Annotated in this window: 12 protein-coding genes; 5 read left to right on the plus strand and 7 right to left on the minus strand. The window is 75.6% G+C overall.

Features of this window, described 5'->3' with window-relative positions; genetic code table 11:
• Nucleotides 1–2 precede the first annotated feature (2 nt).
• From ACRYM6_RS10845 to ACRYM6_RS10870, 6 genes are all read right to left on the minus strand, one after another.
• Entirely contained in the window at nucleotides 3–938 is a 936-nt protein-coding gene (locus ACRYM6_RS10845; RefSeq protein WP_432542893.1) for an ABC transporter permease, read from the minus strand.
• Between the two features lie 102 nt (nucleotides 939–1040).
• Entirely contained in the window at nucleotides 1041–2648 is a 1608-nt protein-coding gene (locus ACRYM6_RS10850; RefSeq protein WP_432542878.1) for an ABC transporter substrate-binding protein, read from the minus strand.
• Nucleotides 2649–2805: 157 nt separating this feature from the next.
• On the minus strand, nucleotides 2806–3981 hold the full coding sequence (locus tag ACRYM6_RS10855; RefSeq protein WP_432542879.1) for a M20 metallopeptidase family protein: 1176 nt from the start codon (nucleotides 3979–3981) through the stop codon (nucleotides 2806–2808).
• Entirely contained in the window at nucleotides 3960–4610 is a 651-nt protein-coding gene (locus ACRYM6_RS10860; RefSeq protein WP_432542880.1) for an FMN-binding negative transcriptional regulator, read from the minus strand. Before ACRYM6_RS10860 ends, ACRYM6_RS10855 begins: the two co-directional genes overlap by 22 nt.
• A complete protein-coding gene (locus ACRYM6_RS10865) occupies nucleotides 4607–6091 on the minus strand; it encodes an amidohydrolase (RefSeq protein ID WP_432542881.1) in 1485 nt (494 codons plus the stop codon). Before ACRYM6_RS10865 ends, ACRYM6_RS10860 begins: the two co-directional genes overlap by 4 nt.
• Before the next feature lie 93 nt (nucleotides 6092–6184).
• Nucleotides 6185–7561 carry an MFS transporter gene (locus tag ACRYM6_RS10870; RefSeq protein WP_432542882.1) on the minus strand — a complete coding sequence of 459 codons (1377 nt, stop codon included), beginning with the start codon at nucleotides 7559–7561 and terminating at the stop codon, nucleotides 6185–6187.
• 154 nt (nucleotides 7562–7715) lie between these two features.
• Here ACRYM6_RS10870 and ACRYM6_RS10875 point away from each other — a divergent pair, with 154 nt between their 5' ends.
• Nucleotides 7716–9656: a helix-turn-helix domain-containing protein gene (locus ACRYM6_RS10875; protein ID WP_432542883.1), complete on the plus strand. Its 1941-nt coding sequence runs from the start codon at nucleotides 7716–7718 to the stop codon at nucleotides 9654–9656.
• Between the two features lie 4 nt (nucleotides 9657–9660).
• Here ACRYM6_RS10875 and solA read toward each other — a convergent pair whose 3' ends face one another.
• Entirely contained in the window at nucleotides 9661–10803 is a 1143-nt protein-coding gene (solA, locus tag ACRYM6_RS10880; protein WP_432542884.1) for an N-methyl-L-tryptophan oxidase, read from the minus strand.
• A gap of 151 nt (nucleotides 10804–10954) precedes the next feature.
• Between solA and ACRYM6_RS10885 the strand changes: the two genes are divergently transcribed.
• The 4 genes from ACRYM6_RS10885 to ACRYM6_RS10900 are packed head-to-tail and all read left to right on the plus strand — an operon-like array spanning nucleotide 10955 to nucleotide 15330.
• Nucleotides 10955–12268, plus strand: coding sequence for a hydroxymethylglutaryl-CoA reductase, degradative (locus tag ACRYM6_RS10885; RefSeq protein ID WP_432542885.1), 1314 nt, complete (start codon nucleotides 10955–10957; stop codon nucleotides 12266–12268).
• A complete protein-coding gene (locus ACRYM6_RS10890) occupies nucleotides 12265–13260 on the plus strand; it encodes a hydroxymethylglutaryl-CoA lyase (protein ID WP_432542886.1) in 996 nt (331 codons plus the stop codon). Before ACRYM6_RS10885 ends, ACRYM6_RS10890 begins: the two co-directional genes overlap by 4 nt.
• Nucleotides 13261–13264: 4 nt before the next feature.
• Nucleotides 13265–14509, plus strand: a complete 1245-nt coding sequence (locus ACRYM6_RS10895) for a CaiB/BaiF CoA transferase family protein (RefSeq protein WP_432542887.1) — start codon at nucleotides 13265–13267, stop codon at nucleotides 14507–14509.
• Nucleotides 14506–15330, plus strand: coding sequence for an FAS1-like dehydratase domain-containing protein (locus ACRYM6_RS10900; RefSeq protein ID WP_432542888.1), 825 nt, complete (start codon nucleotides 14506–14508; stop codon nucleotides 15328–15330). The genes ACRYM6_RS10895 and ACRYM6_RS10900 overlap by 4 nt, the downstream gene beginning before the upstream one ends.
• The last annotated feature ends 57 nt before the right edge of the window (nucleotides 15331–15387 follow it).

The raw sequence follows: 15387 nt of genomic DNA on the forward strand, positions 1-15387 counted from the left end.
GTTCAGGCCTCCGCGACGGCCGAACGCGGGTCGATCACCGCGAGCGCCAGGTCGATGACGAGGTTGGCGCCCAGGACCAGCACCGCGTAGACGAGGACGATCCCCTGGATGAGCGGGTAGTCCTTGGCGGTGATGGAGGAGACGATGGTCGAGCCGATGCCGGGGATCGTGAACACGGTCTCCACCAGGACGGTCCCGCCGATGAGGCCGACGAGGACGACGCCGCCGGCCGTCAGGGTGGCGGCGACGATGTTGGGCAGGGCGTGCCGCACGTGCAGCAGGTGCGGGGGCAGGCGCTTGCTGCGGGCGGTCGTCAGGTACGGGGCGTCGAGCACGCGCAGCATCTCGACGTGCACGATGCGGGCCAGGTAGGCCAGGGGGCCGACGGCCAGGGCCAGGACGGGCAGGACGGCCTGCTCGGGGCGGCCCCACCCGGCGGGCGGCAGCAGCGACGCGCCGATGCTGAAGGTCGCGATGAGCAGGACCGCGAGCAGGAAGTTGGGGATGGCGATGACGACGCCGAGGAACCCCGAGACGCCGAGGTCGAGGACGCGGTGGCGGCCGCCGCGGGCCGAGACGGCCGTGGCGACGCCGAGGGGGAACGCGCCGGCGACGGCGACGACGAACGACACGACGGCCAGCAGGACCGTCGTGGGGAGCCGTTCGGCCAGGGTCGTCCCGACGGGGCGCTGGGAGGTGGTGGACGTGCCGAAGTCCAGGTGGAGGAGCCCGCCGACGTAGTCGGTGAACTGCTGCCACACCGGCAGGTCCAGCCCGAGGTCGGCGCGCAGGGCGGCCACGGTCGCGGCCGGTGCGGTGGGTCCGAGCGCGGCGCGGACGGGGTCGCCCGGCACGAGCTGCACCATGAAGAACGAGGCCACCAGGACGATGACCAGGGACACCGCGGCCCGCCCCAGCCGGCGCAGCACGAACGCCAGCCGGGGCGAGGAGATCAGCGCCAGGCCCCGGTCCCCCCGGCCCGGCAGGCGGTTGGGGGTGACCGGCGCCGCGACGTCGGGGGAGACGGGGAGCGTCACGGGTCAGCCCACCATCCGGATGGTGGAGGGGGCGATGTAGCCGGGCATGTCGGCGGTGGCGCCGGAGAACCAGGTCGGCGACGTCGTCTGGGCCAGGGGGAAGATGTCGACGCGGTCGACGAGCTCCTTCTCGGCCTCCTGCCACAGCCCGCACGCGGTGTCGGCGTCGGGGGCGGTGGCCGCCTGCGCCGCGATCTGCTCGTAGGCGTCGTTCTGGACGGCCATGAAGTTGTAGCCGCCGTTCTCGGCGGTCTCCCCGAGGAAGAACAGGCTCAGCGTGACGGGGGTCCCGGGGGCGAGCTGGATGAACCCGGTGTCCCAGTCGTAGGTCTGGTACAGGTCGGTGGACCAGCCGGTCGGGTCCTCGGCGACGAGTTCGGTGGTGACGCCGAGCTCGTTCCACTGCGCCTGGACCTCCTCGGCCCCGGCGCCGTGGCTGGGGGTCCCGGCGTCGTAGAGGAACCGGACGGTCAGGGGTTCGCCGTCCTTGCTGCGCTTGCCGTCGCCGCCCGCGGTCCAGCCGGCCTCGTCGAGCAGCCGGCCGGCCGCGGCGACGTCGGTCTCGGGCAGCGTCCACTTCGGCCCTCCCGCGACGCACAGGAAGGGGTTGGCGATGACCAGGGAGGTCATCTCCTCGTAGTGGCCGTTGGTGACGAGTTCGCCGACGGAGTCCCGGTCCAGGGCCGTGACGAGGGCCTGGCGCACCAGCGGGTCGGCGGTGGGGCGGTCGGGGCGCTCGTTGAAGAGCATCTCGCCGATGGGGTTGGTGACGCCCTTCGACGTCAGGCCGGCGCCCTCGAGGCGGTCGCGGTCGGACCCGGCGACGGCGGCGGCGTTGAGCTCGCCGGACAGCAGCAGGTTCGCGGCGGTCGCCTCGTCGGTGACGACCCGCGCGTCGATCTCGTCCGGCAGCCCCTCGGTGTCGCTGGTGATGCCCTCGAAGCCCCAGGTGTGGTCGTCGCGCTTGGCGTAGACGTAGTTCTGGCCGGCGTTCGCCGTCTTCAGCTGGAACAGGCCGGTGCCGTCGGTCGCGTCGTCCAGGGAGGACGGGTCGTCCAGCCCGCCCTGGCAGACCTGCTCGATCGTGCCGGTCGAGGCGAGCAGGAACGGGTTGCTCGTGGGGCTGGTGATGGTGAGCTCGTTGCCGTTCGCCGTCGCCGTCGTGCCCGCGGCGATGTTCGAGCCGTGCCAGAAGGTGCCGTTCGCGGGGTCGGCCTGGTAGGTGATGTTGTTCGCCGCGGTCTGGGCGGTGAACGCGGTGCCGTCGGCGCAGGTGATGCCGTCCTTGAGCACGTAGGTGATGGACGTGGGCGTCTCGGTCCAGCTCTGGGCCATCCACGGCACGAACTCGCCGTCCTCGGTGGTGTGGACCATCGACTCGTAGGCGAAGGGGACGAGCCCGCGCTGGACGAGGGAGACACCGGTGAGCGGGGACAGGCTGCCGGGGTCGTCGTTGAGCGCCATCGAGAACGTGCCGCCGGAGACGAAGCTGGTGGGGGACGGTTCCTGGCCGCCCTCGGAGCCGGAGCTGCACGCGGTCAGCGTCGCGCCGCCGAGGCCCCCGACCACAGCGAGGACCGTGACCGTCCGGAGGTGCTGCTTCCTCATCATGCTGCGATCCCTTCGTCTGAGCTCGGAGCTCTGCTGCCTCGGACCGCCGGGGCTCGTCGGCGTCGACGGGGCCGGTGGGTCGTGGCTGCGAGCCTAGGAAGCGGTCAGCGGGGCGACAATGTGCCGACCCTGCAGAGAAAAGCGCTGCACTGTGCCCTCACCACAGCTTTTCGCCGTCAGGCGCCTCGATCGAGGAGCCCCGGGCCAGGCGGGCCCGGGCCAGCAGCGCCAGCGTCGCGGCCTGGCCGGCCAGCACCGCGTCGTCGAACACGGCCCGCGGGGAGTGCAGCGGCGTCCCCTCCCCGACGGCCGCACCGAGGAACAGCAGCGTGCCGGGCACCCGCTCCAGGACGTACGCGAAGTCCTCCGAGGCCATCGAGGGCTCCGGCAGCACCTCGGCGCGGGGCCCGAACAGGTGCAGCACCGAGGCCGTCTCGGCCGGGTCGTTGACCGTCACCGGGTAGGAGGGGGTGAAGACGGTCTCGACCGCGGCGCCGTGGGCGGCCCCGATGCCGGCGACGAACGGGGGCAGCTCGGTGCGGATCCGGTCCAGGACGGCCGCCGAGAGCGTGCGGACGTTCAGCGTCAGCGTCACCGTCCGGGGCAGGACGTTGCCGGCCGCGGAGTCGGTGCCGATGCCGGTGACCGACACGACGGCCGGTTCGGTGGCGGGCAGCTTGCGGGCCGTGAACGTCTGCAGGGCCAGGACGACCTCGGCGGCCACCGGGACCGCGTCGACGCCCGCGTGCGGGCGCGCCGCGTGCCCCCCGGTCCCCGTGACGGTGATGCGCAGCGCGCTGGCGCCGGCCATGACCGGACCCGGCCGGGTGGTGCACCGGCCGGCGGGGAACTGGCTGTCGACGTGGATCGCGTACGCCGCGACGGGGCGCTCGCCGGAGGCGTCGAGCAACCCCTCCTCGAGCATGACCCGGCCGCCGCCGAACCCCTCCTCCCCGGGCTGGAACGCGAGCACGACGTCGCCCGGCAGGGTGTCCCGCCCGGCGTGCAGGAGGCGCGCGGCCCCCACCAGCCCCGCGGTGTGCAGGTCGTGGCCGCAGGCGTGCATGGCGCCGTTCGTCGCCGCGTACGGCAGCCCGGTGTCCTCGGCGACCGGCAGCGCGTCCATGTCCGCGCGCAGCAGCACCGTCGGCCCCGGACGGCCCCCGCGCAGGACCGCCGTCACCGAGCTCAGCGCCCGGCCCGTGCCGATCTCCAGGTCGAGCCCGTCCAGGGCGGCCAGGACGGCCTCCTGGGTGCGGGGCAGGTCCAGCCCCACCTCGGGGTCGGCGTGCAGCGCGCGCCGCAGGGCGATCAGGTCGCCGGCCGCGTCCACGGGGCCCTCCCGGCGTGCACGTCGGTCATCCGGTCGGCGAGCGCGTCGTTGCGGTACGGGCCGGGTGCGCGCAGCGCGGCGACGATGCGCCCGACGACCTCGGCGGGTTTGTCCTGGCTCATCTTCTCCTTGCCCTCCACGCGGGTGACGCGCAGCCGGAAACCCACCGTCCCGCCGACGATGCGTTCGGCGTAGGCGGCGTTCCCCAGGCTGCGGTGCAGGCGGAACGGGTTCGGCAGCGGGTCCTCGAAGCGGTCCACGAGGCGTTCGAGCACGGCGAGGTTCTCCGCGTCCGACAGGATCTCGGGGACCCCGTGGCAGTGCACCGCCGCGAAGTTCCACGTCGGCACCGCCGGTTCCACCCCGTACCAGCCCGGGGAGACGTACCCGCTGGGGCCGGTGAAGACGACCAGCAGTTCCCGCGTGCCGAGCTGGTGCAGCGCCTCGTCGGGCCGGCCGACGTGGCTGAGCAGCACGAGCTCGTCCGTGCCGTCCTCCAGCAGGAACGGGTAGTGCGAGGCGACCGGCCCGGTCGGCGGGTGCGAGAACATCGTGGCCCACGGGTACCGGGCGACGAGGTCGCGGACGGCGGCGGGGTCCTCCAGCGCGTAGTCGGGGTTCCGCCTCACGCGCGCAGCCCGTCGTGGGTGAACCGGCCGCCGACGAGGGTCGCGGCGACGGGCAGGTCCCGCAGCGCGGCGTCCTCCACGGTGAGCGGGTCGGCGTCGAGCACCACGAGGTCGGCGACGTCACCCACCCCCACCCGCAGCCGGCCGCGGGTGGAGGCGGCCAGCGCCACCTCGCGCGGCAGGCGCTGCTCGGGGTGCCAGGCCGCGCGGCCGTCGCGGGACCGGTCGACGGCCGCCGCGACCGCCGGCCAGGGGTCCAGCGGCGACACCGGCGCGTCGGAACCGAGGCGCAGGACCGCACCGGCCGCGTGCAGGGAGGCGAAGGCGAACGCCCGGTCGGTCCGCCCCGCCCAGTGCCGGTCGGCGACGTCGCGGTCGTCCATGGCGTGCTCGGGCTGGACGCTCGCGGTCAGCCCCAGCCGCCCGAACCGCTCGAAGTCGGCCCGGGAGACCAGTTGCGCGTGCTCGACCGTCCCGGCGATCCCCAGCTCCTCGAACGCGTCGAGGACCTGGGTGTTCGCGAGGTCCCCGATGGCGTGGATCGCGGGCAGGACCCCCGCGTCGCGGGCGGTCCTCAGCAGGTCCCGCAACCGTTCCGGGGGGACGCTCTGCACCCCGCAGGCGTCCGGCGCGAACGGGTCCAGCCCCGGGTAGGGGTCGTGGCACAGCGCGGTGCGGGTGTTCAGCGAGCCGTCGACCACGACCTTCAGCCGCCCGACCGCGACCAGGCCGAGCGGGTCGCGGCCGGGGTCCACGGCCGCACCGGTCCGGTACCCGTCGGCGATCGCCCGCTCCAGCCGGTGCGGCCACACCGACGCCTCGACCCGCAGCTGGTCGACGCCCGCGGCGACGCGGCCGGGCCACTCGGCGAGGTTGTCGGCGTTCTCGAACTCCACGACCCCGACGACGCCCCGCGCCGCGGCGTCGGCCGCCGCCGCCCGGTACCCCTCCACGGGTGGGGAGGCGCGCCGGTCCAGCCGGTCCAGCGCGGCGATCCACTCGTTCTCCCGCAGCAGCCCCGACGCGCGCAGCGGGACGCCCACCGACCGCATCGCGGCCGAGTTCAGCCAGCCGCAGTGCAGGTCCCCGGAGACGAGGACGACGGACCGGTCGCCGCTCACGGCGTCCAGGGCGGCCAGCGACGGCTCGTCGGGCCACAGCCCGTCGCGGAACCCGTAGCCGGACAGCGGGTCCGGGCCCGGGCGGTCGGCCACGGCCCGGGTGACCAGCGCGACGGCGTCGGCCGCGCTGCGCGCCCCGGACAGGTCCAGCCGCGACCGCGTGACGACCCACTGGGTGAAGTGCACGTGGTGGTCCCACAGGCCGGGGAACAGGAACCGCCCGTCGAGCTGCACCTCCTCGCCCGGCCCGGCCCGGCCCGGCGCGTGCGGGACCACGGCGGTGACGGACCCGCCCGCCAGGGTCACGTCGTGCAGACCGGTCAGGCCCGGCAGCCGGGCCCCTCTCAGGTGGGTCGTCATGCGCTGCACGCTACGAGGGCGGGTCGCCGCGGCCAATGTGGTGGGCGCCCAGACAATCGCGCCCGACGGTGCTCCCGCCACAGGTGCGCCTCGTCACGACCGGACCCCGCCCGACTCCCGCTCCACGACCCGGACGTCGCGCTCCAGCGTCTCCGGCAACGCGCGGACCCCCACGACCCCGACGAGGCTGAGCACCACCAGGTACCCCGCCACCAGCCACGGCGACCCCCCGGACACCGACACGAACCACGTCGCGACCAGCGGGGCGGTCCCGCCGACCAGCGCCGCCGGGATCTCCCGGGAGATCGCGATCCCGCTCCAGCGCAGCGACGTCGGGAACAGCTCGGCCAGCATCGCGGCCGACACCCCGATCGTGCCGCCCTGGACGACGGCCAGGCCCAGGACCAGGCCGACCGCCACCAGGACGGAGTTCTCGGTGCGGTACAGGGCGAACATGGGGAAGGCGAAGACGACGCCGAACAGGGCCGCGGCCGTCAGGACGGGTCGGCGCCCCACCCGGTCGGCGATCCGCCCGGCCACCAGCGTCGCGGGGATCGTCAGCACCTCGGCGACGATGAGGCCGATCAGCGCGTGGGAGGGTTCCACCGCCAGCGTCCTCGTCGTGTACGACACCGAGAACGTCTGCACCACGTACACCCAGGGCAGGGCGAAGACGAACAGCGCCATCCCCGGCAGCAGGACCCGCCAGTGCGACCGCACGGCCTCCACCACGGGTGCGCGCCGCACGACCCCGGCGCCCTCGGCGGCCCGGAACGCGGGCGTCTCCTGCACCCGCAACCGGAAGTGCAGCGCCCACACCACGATGAGCGCGCTCGCCACGAACGGCACCCGCCACCCCCACGACAGGAACGCCTCCTCGCTCAGGACCGCCGTCAGCACCGCGAACGTCGTGGTCGCCAGCGCCATCCCGACGTAGACCGCCGCGCCGGGGAACCCGGCCGTGAAGGCGCGGTTGCGGCCGTGCGCGGACTCGCTGGCCATCGTCATGGCCCCGGCGAACTCCGCCCCGGCCCCCGCGCCCTGCGCCACGCGCAGCACGATCAGCAGGACCGGCGCCCACAGGCCGATGCTGTCGGCCGTGGGCAGCAGCCCGATGAGCGTGCTGGACAACCCCATCGTCAGCAACGTCACCAGCAGGGTCCCCTTGCGCCCCAGCCGGTCACCGGCGTGGGCGAACAGCAGGCCGCCGATCGGGCGCGCCCCGAAACCCACCGCGAACGTGGCGAAGGCGCCCAGCGTGCCGGCCAGGCCGCTGTCCCCGAAGAACGACGGCGCGAACACCAGCGCCGCCGCGAGGCCGTACAGCGTGAAGTCGTACCACTCGATGACGGTGCCCACCGAACTGCCGACGACGGCCCGCCGCCGCTGCTCGCGCGACCCCGGGTCGACCCCGGCCAGACCGGCCGGATCGCCGGTCGACCGTTCTCCCGGTCCGTCCTGGAACTCCATCGGTGACTCCTTCGACGTCCTCGTCGTGCGCGGTGCTCCCAGTGAACCCGGCTGCCCGCCCCCGGGCCCATGGGCGCTCGTCACACCCGGCGGCCGTCCTGGTAGGTTCCCCACCCATCGAACGATCGTTCCGGCGCAGGGGCGGAGGGCCGCGGTGAGCGTCCGCGAGCAGGACCCGGACCGCGGCACCGCGACCCGCGTCGAGCAGTTGCTGACCGACGTCGTCGCCCTCGTCCTGGACGGCGCCGAGGTCACCGGGCTACCCGTCCAGGGCCGTCTGGAGGAACTCGGCGTCGACCCCGCGCGGGCGCTGGACCTGGCCCGCAGCGTCCACCACGTGCGCCGCGAGCACGCCCGGCTGCGCCGCCGCGAGCTGGAGCTGACCGCCCTGTTCTCCAGCGCCCGCGAACTCGCCGAGGTCCGCGACGCCGACGCCCTGCTCGTCCGCCTCGTCGAGCGCGCCCACACCATGATGGGCGCCGACCTCACCTACCTGTCCGAGTTCGACCCCCGCACCGGGCAGCTGCAGGTCCGCACCACCGCCGGGGTCGTCAGCCCGCAGTTCCGCGAGCTGCGCGTCCCGGCCGGCGCGGGACTGGCCAGCGTCGTGGTGCGCACCCGCGCCCCGCAGAGCGTCTTGCGCTACGAGGAGTACGCCGAGGGGACCCACGACCCGGCGGTCGACACCGCCGTGCGGGCCGAGGGGGTCGTCTCCATCCTCGGCGTCCCGCTCGTCTCCGGCCCCGACGTGCTCGGGGTGCTGTTCGTCGCCACCCGCACCGAGCACGCCTTCGGCCCCGAGCAGGTCGCCCTGCTCAGCGCCCTGGCCAGCCACGCCGCGGTCGTCCTCCAGACCGCCCGGACCCTGCACGACCTCGCCGCGTCCGAGGACGAGGCCCGCGGGGCGCTGGCGAGCCTGCGCGGGTACCTGGCCGAGCGGGAACGCTCCAGCGCCGTGCACCGCGACCTCGTGCAGACCGTCCTCGCCGGCGGCGGCCTCGAACCCGTCGCGGCGACCCTGGCGGCCGAGCTGCGCTGCGGGGTGTGGATCGTCGACGAGCACGGGTCGGTGGTCGCCGGGACACCGGGGGCGGAGCCCGGGCCGGCCGCCCGGGCCGCCCTCGCCGACAGCCGCCGCTCCGGCCGGTGCCTGCGCGTCGAGGGCGACCCCGCGGTCCAGGCCGTGTCCGCCCTCGTCGCCGGCGCCGCCGGGGCCCGCGACTTCGGCGCCGTGCTCCTGGGGCCCGGCGACCTCGAGCTCAGCGACGTCGACCTGCGCACCGTGGAGCGCGCCACCCAGGTCTGCGCGCTGCTCGCCCTGCAGCAGCAGGCCGTCGCCGACGCCGAGCGCCGCGTCGCCGACGAGCTCGTCGCCGAGCTGCTGGCCGCCGGACCCGGGCGACGGCCCGAGGTGGAACGCCGCGCCCGCCGGGCGGGGATCCCCGTCGACGACCTCGGCGCCGTCGTCGTCCTGGCCGTGCCCGGGGGGTCGCGGGCCGTGGCGGCGCGCGCGGTCGCCCGCACCGTCGAGGGTCCCGTCCTGGCCGGCGAGCACCTCGGCGTGGTCGTCGCGCTGCTGCCGGCCGCGGCAGCCGACCCGGCCCTGGTGCGCACGCTGCACGACCGCGTCCGCGCGGCGGTGGGCGGCCCCGTCCTGGCGGTGCTGCCACCGCCGGGCCCCGACCTCGCCGCCGCGTTCGAGGAGGGGCGGCGCACCGCGCGCCTGCTCACGGCGCTGGGGGTGCAGGACCTGGCCACCACGACGGAGGAGTACCTGCCCTACGCCTCCGTCCTAGACACCGGACCTGGTGCGCTGCAGGCGTTCCTGGCCTCCACGCTCGGCGCCGTCCGCGCCCACGACGTCGAGCGGGGCACCGACCTGCTCGCCACGCTGCGGGCCTTCGTCCGCTGCGGGGCCAGCCCCACCCGCACGGCCCGCGAGCTGAACTTCCACACCAACACGATCCTGCAGCGGCTGGCGCGGCTCGACGTCGTCCTGGGGCCCGGGTGGCGGGAGGACGAGCGGCTGTTCCGGCTGACGATCGCCGTCCGCCTCGACGAGCTGCGCGAACGCCTCACCGCCCGCCCCACCTGACCCCTCAGCCGACCGGGGCGGGGGCCGGCACGCCGAACGCGGAGACGTCCTCGGCCGTCCCGCCGTCGAGGGCGAGCTCGGCCAGGACCCGGCCGACGGCGGGGGCGAACTTGAACGCGTGACCGGCGCCGAGGGCGACGAGGACGTCCGGGTGCCGGGTCAGCGGGCCCAGCACGAACCTCCGGTCGGGCGTGAGCGCGTACTGGCACGTCACGGTCCGCACGTCCGGGCCGGCGCCGGGGACCACCCGGCCCACGAACCCGCGGAGCTCCTCGAGCAGTTCCGGGGAGTGCACGAAGGTGCGCTCCTCCGGGGTCGTGAGGTTCCCCGAGACGTCCCGCGCCGCCTTCACCGTCGGCTCGCCGTACGTCGGGAACCCGTAGAAGCACTGCTCGTCCTCCCAGATCCACACCGGGAACCGCGCGCGGTCGAACGCGGCCGGGTCGGCGGGGGCGAAGTACGTCACCTGTTCCTGCATGCAGACCAGCGGGATCGCCGCCCCCAGCGGTTCGAGCAGCCGGTTCGCCCAGGCGTCGGCGGCCAGCACGACCTTGCGGGCGCGCAGCGTCCCGTCGTCGGTGCGCACCACGACGCCGCCGCCGTCGGGCTCCAGCGCCCGCACCGGGGTCCGGTCGCGCAGCACCGCCCCGTGCACCCGCGCGTGCAGCTGCAACGTCGCCACCGTCCGGGCCGCGTGCGCGATGCCGGTGTCGGCCGTCCACACCGCGCGGACGTCGTCCCCGACCCGGAACTGCGGGAACCGGTGCCGGACCTGGTCGGCGTCGAGCAGCTCGAAGGGCACGTCGAACCGCCCGAGGCTGGTCGAGAAGTCGTCGATCGAGTACGGCCCGGCGTCGGGGATGAGCACGAGGCCACCGGTGCGGGTGAGCAGGCGCTCGCCGGTCTCGCGCTCCAGGTCGGCCCAGTCCGCGTACGCCGACTTCGCCAGCCGGACGTACTCGCCCGCGCCGTAGGAGGTCCGGACGATGCGGGAGGTGTCGTGCGAGGCCCCGCGCACGTGGCCCAGCTCGAACTGCTCCAGCGCCACGACGCGGGCGCCGCGCCGCGCCAGGTGGTGGGCGGCGGCGCTGCCGAGGGCGCCCAGGCCGACGACCACGACGTCGGCGTTCTCGGTGGAGCGGGTCACGGGACCTCCTGGACGGGTCGGGTCCGCCGGTGCGGCCGGGGGTGACCAGGACAGCAGACCTGCGTCCGCGCGCCTGTGGGTCCACGGCACACGGCCGCGCGGCACCGGTGGGGCGATCGTCCACAGCGGCCGGGGCGGGCAGGTCCCTACCGTGGCGTGGAACCACTCGCGAACAGGAGCCCAGACGATGACCAGTCGCATCCCCGGACTGCGGGACCTCTCACCGGGGGAGCGCCGGGTGGCCGTCGCCCGGGCCGCCGGTCTCGCCGACGGCGCCCTGGACGTCCTCGACCCCGCGGCGGGGCTGCCGGTCGAGGCGGCCGACCACATGGTCGAGAACGTCGTCGGGGTGCTGGGCGTCCCCGTGGGGGTCGCGACGAACGTCGTCGTCGACGGCGTCGAGCGGCTCGTCCCGATGGCCACCGAGGAACCCAGCGTCGTCGCCGCCGCCTCGAACGCGGCGCGGATGGCTCGCGGGGCCGGCGGTTTCCGGACCTCCACGACGGGGCCGGTGATGATCGCGCAGATCCAGCTCGTCGGGGCGGTCGACCCCGAGGCCGCCCGGGCCCGCGTGCTGGAGGCCAGGGAGGAACTGCTCGCCGCCGCCGACGCCTGCGACCCGGTGCTCGTCCGGTTCGGCGGCGGTGCCCGCGACGTGCAGGTGCGCTGCCTGCCGACCGACGCCGGGGTGCAGGTCGTCGTCCACCTGCTGGTCGACGTGCGCGACGCCATGGGCGCGAACGCGGTGAACACGATGGCCGAGGCCCTCGCCCCGCGGGTGGGGGAGATCGCCGGTGCCCGGCCCCTGCTGCGGATCCTGTCGAACAAGGCCGACCAGCGGCTGACCCGGGCCCGCGCCGTGTTCGACGCCGGGATGCTCGGCGGACCGCAGGTCGTCGCCGACATCGTGCAGGCCGCCGCGTTCGCCGCCGCCGACCCCTACCGGGCGGCCACCCACAACAAGGGCATCATGAACGGCATCACCGCCGTCGTCCTCGCCACCGGGAACGACACCCGCGCCGTGGAGGCCGGCTGCCACTCGCACGCCGCCCGCGACGGCCGGTACACGGCGCTCTCGCGGTTCGAGGTGGACACCGACGGGAACCTCGTGGGAACCCTGGAGGTGCCGCTCGCCGTCGGCCTCGTCGGCGGGGCCACCCGCGCGCACCCCGTGGCCCGGGCGGCCGTGGGGCTCCTCGGGGTGAGGACGTCCGGGGAACTCGCCGCGGTCGTCGCCTCGGTGGGGCTGGCGCAGAACCTCGCCGCCCTGCGGGCGCTGGCCGCCGAGGGGATCCAGCGCGGGCACATGACGCTGCACGCCCGCACCGTGGCGGCCTCGGCCGGGGCGACGCCGGCGGAGGTGGGGGCCGTGGCCGCCCGCATCGTCGCCGAGCGCGCGATCTCCGTCGAGCGCGCCGGCGAGGTCCTGGCGGAACTGCGCGGCGAACTGCGGGGGACCGCGTGAGCGGCGCGCTGTGGCGGCCCGTCCCGCAGGTCGTGCGCGACGAGCGGTTGCCGGCCGCCGTGCGGATCCACGAGGTGGGGCCGCGCGACGGGTTGCAGGCCGAACCCGACCTCGTGCCCACCGGCGTGAAGGTCGAGCTGTGCCGCCGCCTCGTCGCGGCCGGGAACTCCTCGCTGGAGGTGACGAGCTTCGTGCCGCCGCGCTGGGTGCCGCAGCTGGCCGACGCCGCCGAGGTGCTCGCCGCGCTGGGGGAGACTCCCGGGACCCGCCGCACGGTGCTCGTGCCGAACGTCCGCGGGCTGGAGGCGGCGCTGGCCGCGGGGGTCCCCGACGTCGCCGTCGTGGTGTCGGCGACCGCGAGCTTCGCGGCGGCGAACCTGAACTCCACGGTCACCGGGGCGCTGGAGCGCGCGGTCGACGTCGTCCACCGCGCCCGGCGGGAGGGGGTGACGGTGCGGGGTTACGTGTCGATGGCCTTCGGCGACCCGTGGGAGGGGCCCGTCGCGGGGCCCCGCGTCACCGCGCTCGCCGGGGCGCTGCTGGACGCCGGGTGCCGCGTCGTGGCGCTGGGGGACACCACCGGCGTCGCCACCCCCGCGCACGTCGTGGCCCGGGTCGGGGACCTGCGCGCGACCGGCGTGGACCCCGGCCGGATCGCCCTGCACCTGCACGACACCTACGGGCAGGGCCTGGCGAACGTCCACGCGGCCCTGCTGGCCGGCGTCACCGAGTTCGACAGCTCCCTGGGCGGTCTGGGCCGCTGCCCCTACGCCCCCGGCGCGACGGGGAACCTCGCCACCGAGGACCTGGTGTGGATGCTGCACGGCCTGGGGATCGGGACCGGCCTGGACCTCGACGGGCTCGTGCGCGCCTCGGCGTGGCTGGCCGCGCACCTCGGCCGCCGGTTGCCCACCCGCGTCGGGAACGCCCTCGCGCCCCACCTCGCCCCCGCGACCCCGACGCAGGACTCCCCACGACGAGCAGGAGGCTGACCCCATGACCTCTCCGGACCTGTCCGCCCTCACCGGTCTCCTCCCGCCCGGGGCCCTGCAGGGGGTCGTCGTGCTGGACCTCTCCCGCGTCCTGGCCGGCCCCTACGCCTCGGCCGTCCTGGCCGACCTCGGCGCGACCGTGGTCAAGGTCGAGAACCCGGCCGACCCCGACGTCACGCGGGGTTTCCCGCCCTACCTGCGCGACGGCGACGCCGAGCTCAGCGGGTACTTCGCGCAGTACAACCGCGGCAAGCTGGGCGTGACGCTGGACCTGAAGGACGAGGAGGGCAAGCAGGTCCTGCGCGACCTCGTCGCCCGGGCGGACGTGCTGGTGGAGAACTTCCGCCCCGGCACCATGGACAAGCTCGGGCTCGGGTACGCGACCCTGGCCGCCATCAACCCGCGGCTGGTCTACACCGCGATCTCCGGGTACGGGCAGACCGGTTCGCGCTCGCGCCGCCCGGCCTTCGACAACACCGCGCAGGCCGCCGGGGGCCTGTGGTCGATGAACGGGTACCCCGGCGCCGAACCCGTGCGGGTCGGCGTCACCATCGGGGACCTGTCGGCGACGTTGTTCGCCCTCGTCGGGACCCTCGCCGCGCTGCGGCACGCCGAGCGCACCGGGGAGGGGCAGCTCGTCGACGTGGCGCAGGTCGACAGCGTCATCGCCCTCACCGAGACCGCCGTCGTGGAGTACACCGTCACGGGGCGGGTGGCCCGGCCCGCGGGGAACGCGCACGCCTGGGTCCGCCCCTACGAGCTGTTCCCCTGCGCGGACGGCCAGGTGTTCTTCGGCGGCTACACGGACAGGTTGTGGAACGCCAGCTGCGAGTTGTTCGGCAGCCCCGAGGCCGTCACCGACCCCGAGATCGACACCATGCGCAAGCGGTTCGACCAGGAGGTCTACGAACGCCGCGTCAAACCCCTCGTGGTGGGCTGGTTCGCCGGCCGGACGCGCGCCGAGCTGGAGGAGCTCGCCGGGGACCTCATCCCGCTGACCGCGGTCCGCGACATCGGGGAGGTCGTCGAGGACCCCGGCACCGCCGAGCGCGAGATGGTCGTCGAGACCGACTACGGCCGGTTCGGGACCCTGCGCACCTTCGGGCAGCCGGTGAAGATGAGCCGCACCCCCGCGCGCCCGGACCGGCCCGCCAACGGCCTCGGCGAGCACACCGACCGGGTCCTCACCGGGCTGCTCGGGTACACCGCCGAACGCGTCGCGCAGCTGCGCGGGCGGGGCGTGCTGTGAGCGTGCGCACCGAGGTGCTGGAGGTGCGGCCCGCGGCCGACTACCGGGGGACGTTCGCGGTCGCGGACCCCCCGCCCCGCGAGGGCGGGGAACTGCCGCCCGGCTGGGAGGGGCTGTACTTCCCCTTCGACACCCCGCTGGCCGGTCTGCGGCCGGACGGTTCCCCCGCGGGCGACGACGTGCTCCCGCCCGTCGACCTGCCGCGGCGCATGTACGCCGGGGAGGACACCACGTTCCACCGGCCGCTGCGCTACGGCGAGGAGGTGGAGCGGACGACCGCGCTGGGGTCGCTGGTGACGAAGGAGGGCCGCAGCGGGACGCTGGTGTTCGCCGACCTCGTCCGCGTCCTGCGCGTCGCCGGGGAGGTGGTCTGCGAGACCACCTGGCACGACGTGTTCCTCGACGGGTCCGGGGCGCCCGCGCCGGGCCGCCGCGCCCCCGCCGCGACGGGCCCGGACTGGTGGCGCCGGCCCGGGGTCCTCGACGCCCGGCAACTGTTCCGGTTCTCCGCCACCACCTTCAACACCCACCGCGTCCACTACGACCGCGACTGGGCGCGCGAGGTGGAGGGACTGCCCGACCTGCTCGTGCACGGGCCCCTGGCCCGGGTCCTGGTCCTCGACGCGGCCCGCCGCGAGAACCCCGGCCGCGTCGTCGCGGGGTTCTCCTACCGCTCCTCGGCGCCGCTGTTCGTGGACCGCGGGTTCGTCATCACCGGGCACGGGACCACCACCGGCGACGGGGCCCCGGGCACCGAGGTGCTCGTGCTGGACGAGGAGGGGTCCGCCGCGGGGCGGGGGGTGGTGCGCTGGGCGTCGTGACCCCCGCCGCCCCCGCCGCCCCCGCCGCCCCCGCCGCCCCCGGCGCCCCCCCGCCCC

Origin of the sequence: Kineococcus rugosus (genome assembly GCF_050871975.1) — a bacterium.
Classification (GTDB): Bacteria; Actinomycetota; Actinomycetes; order Actinomycetales; family Kineococcaceae; genus Kineococcus.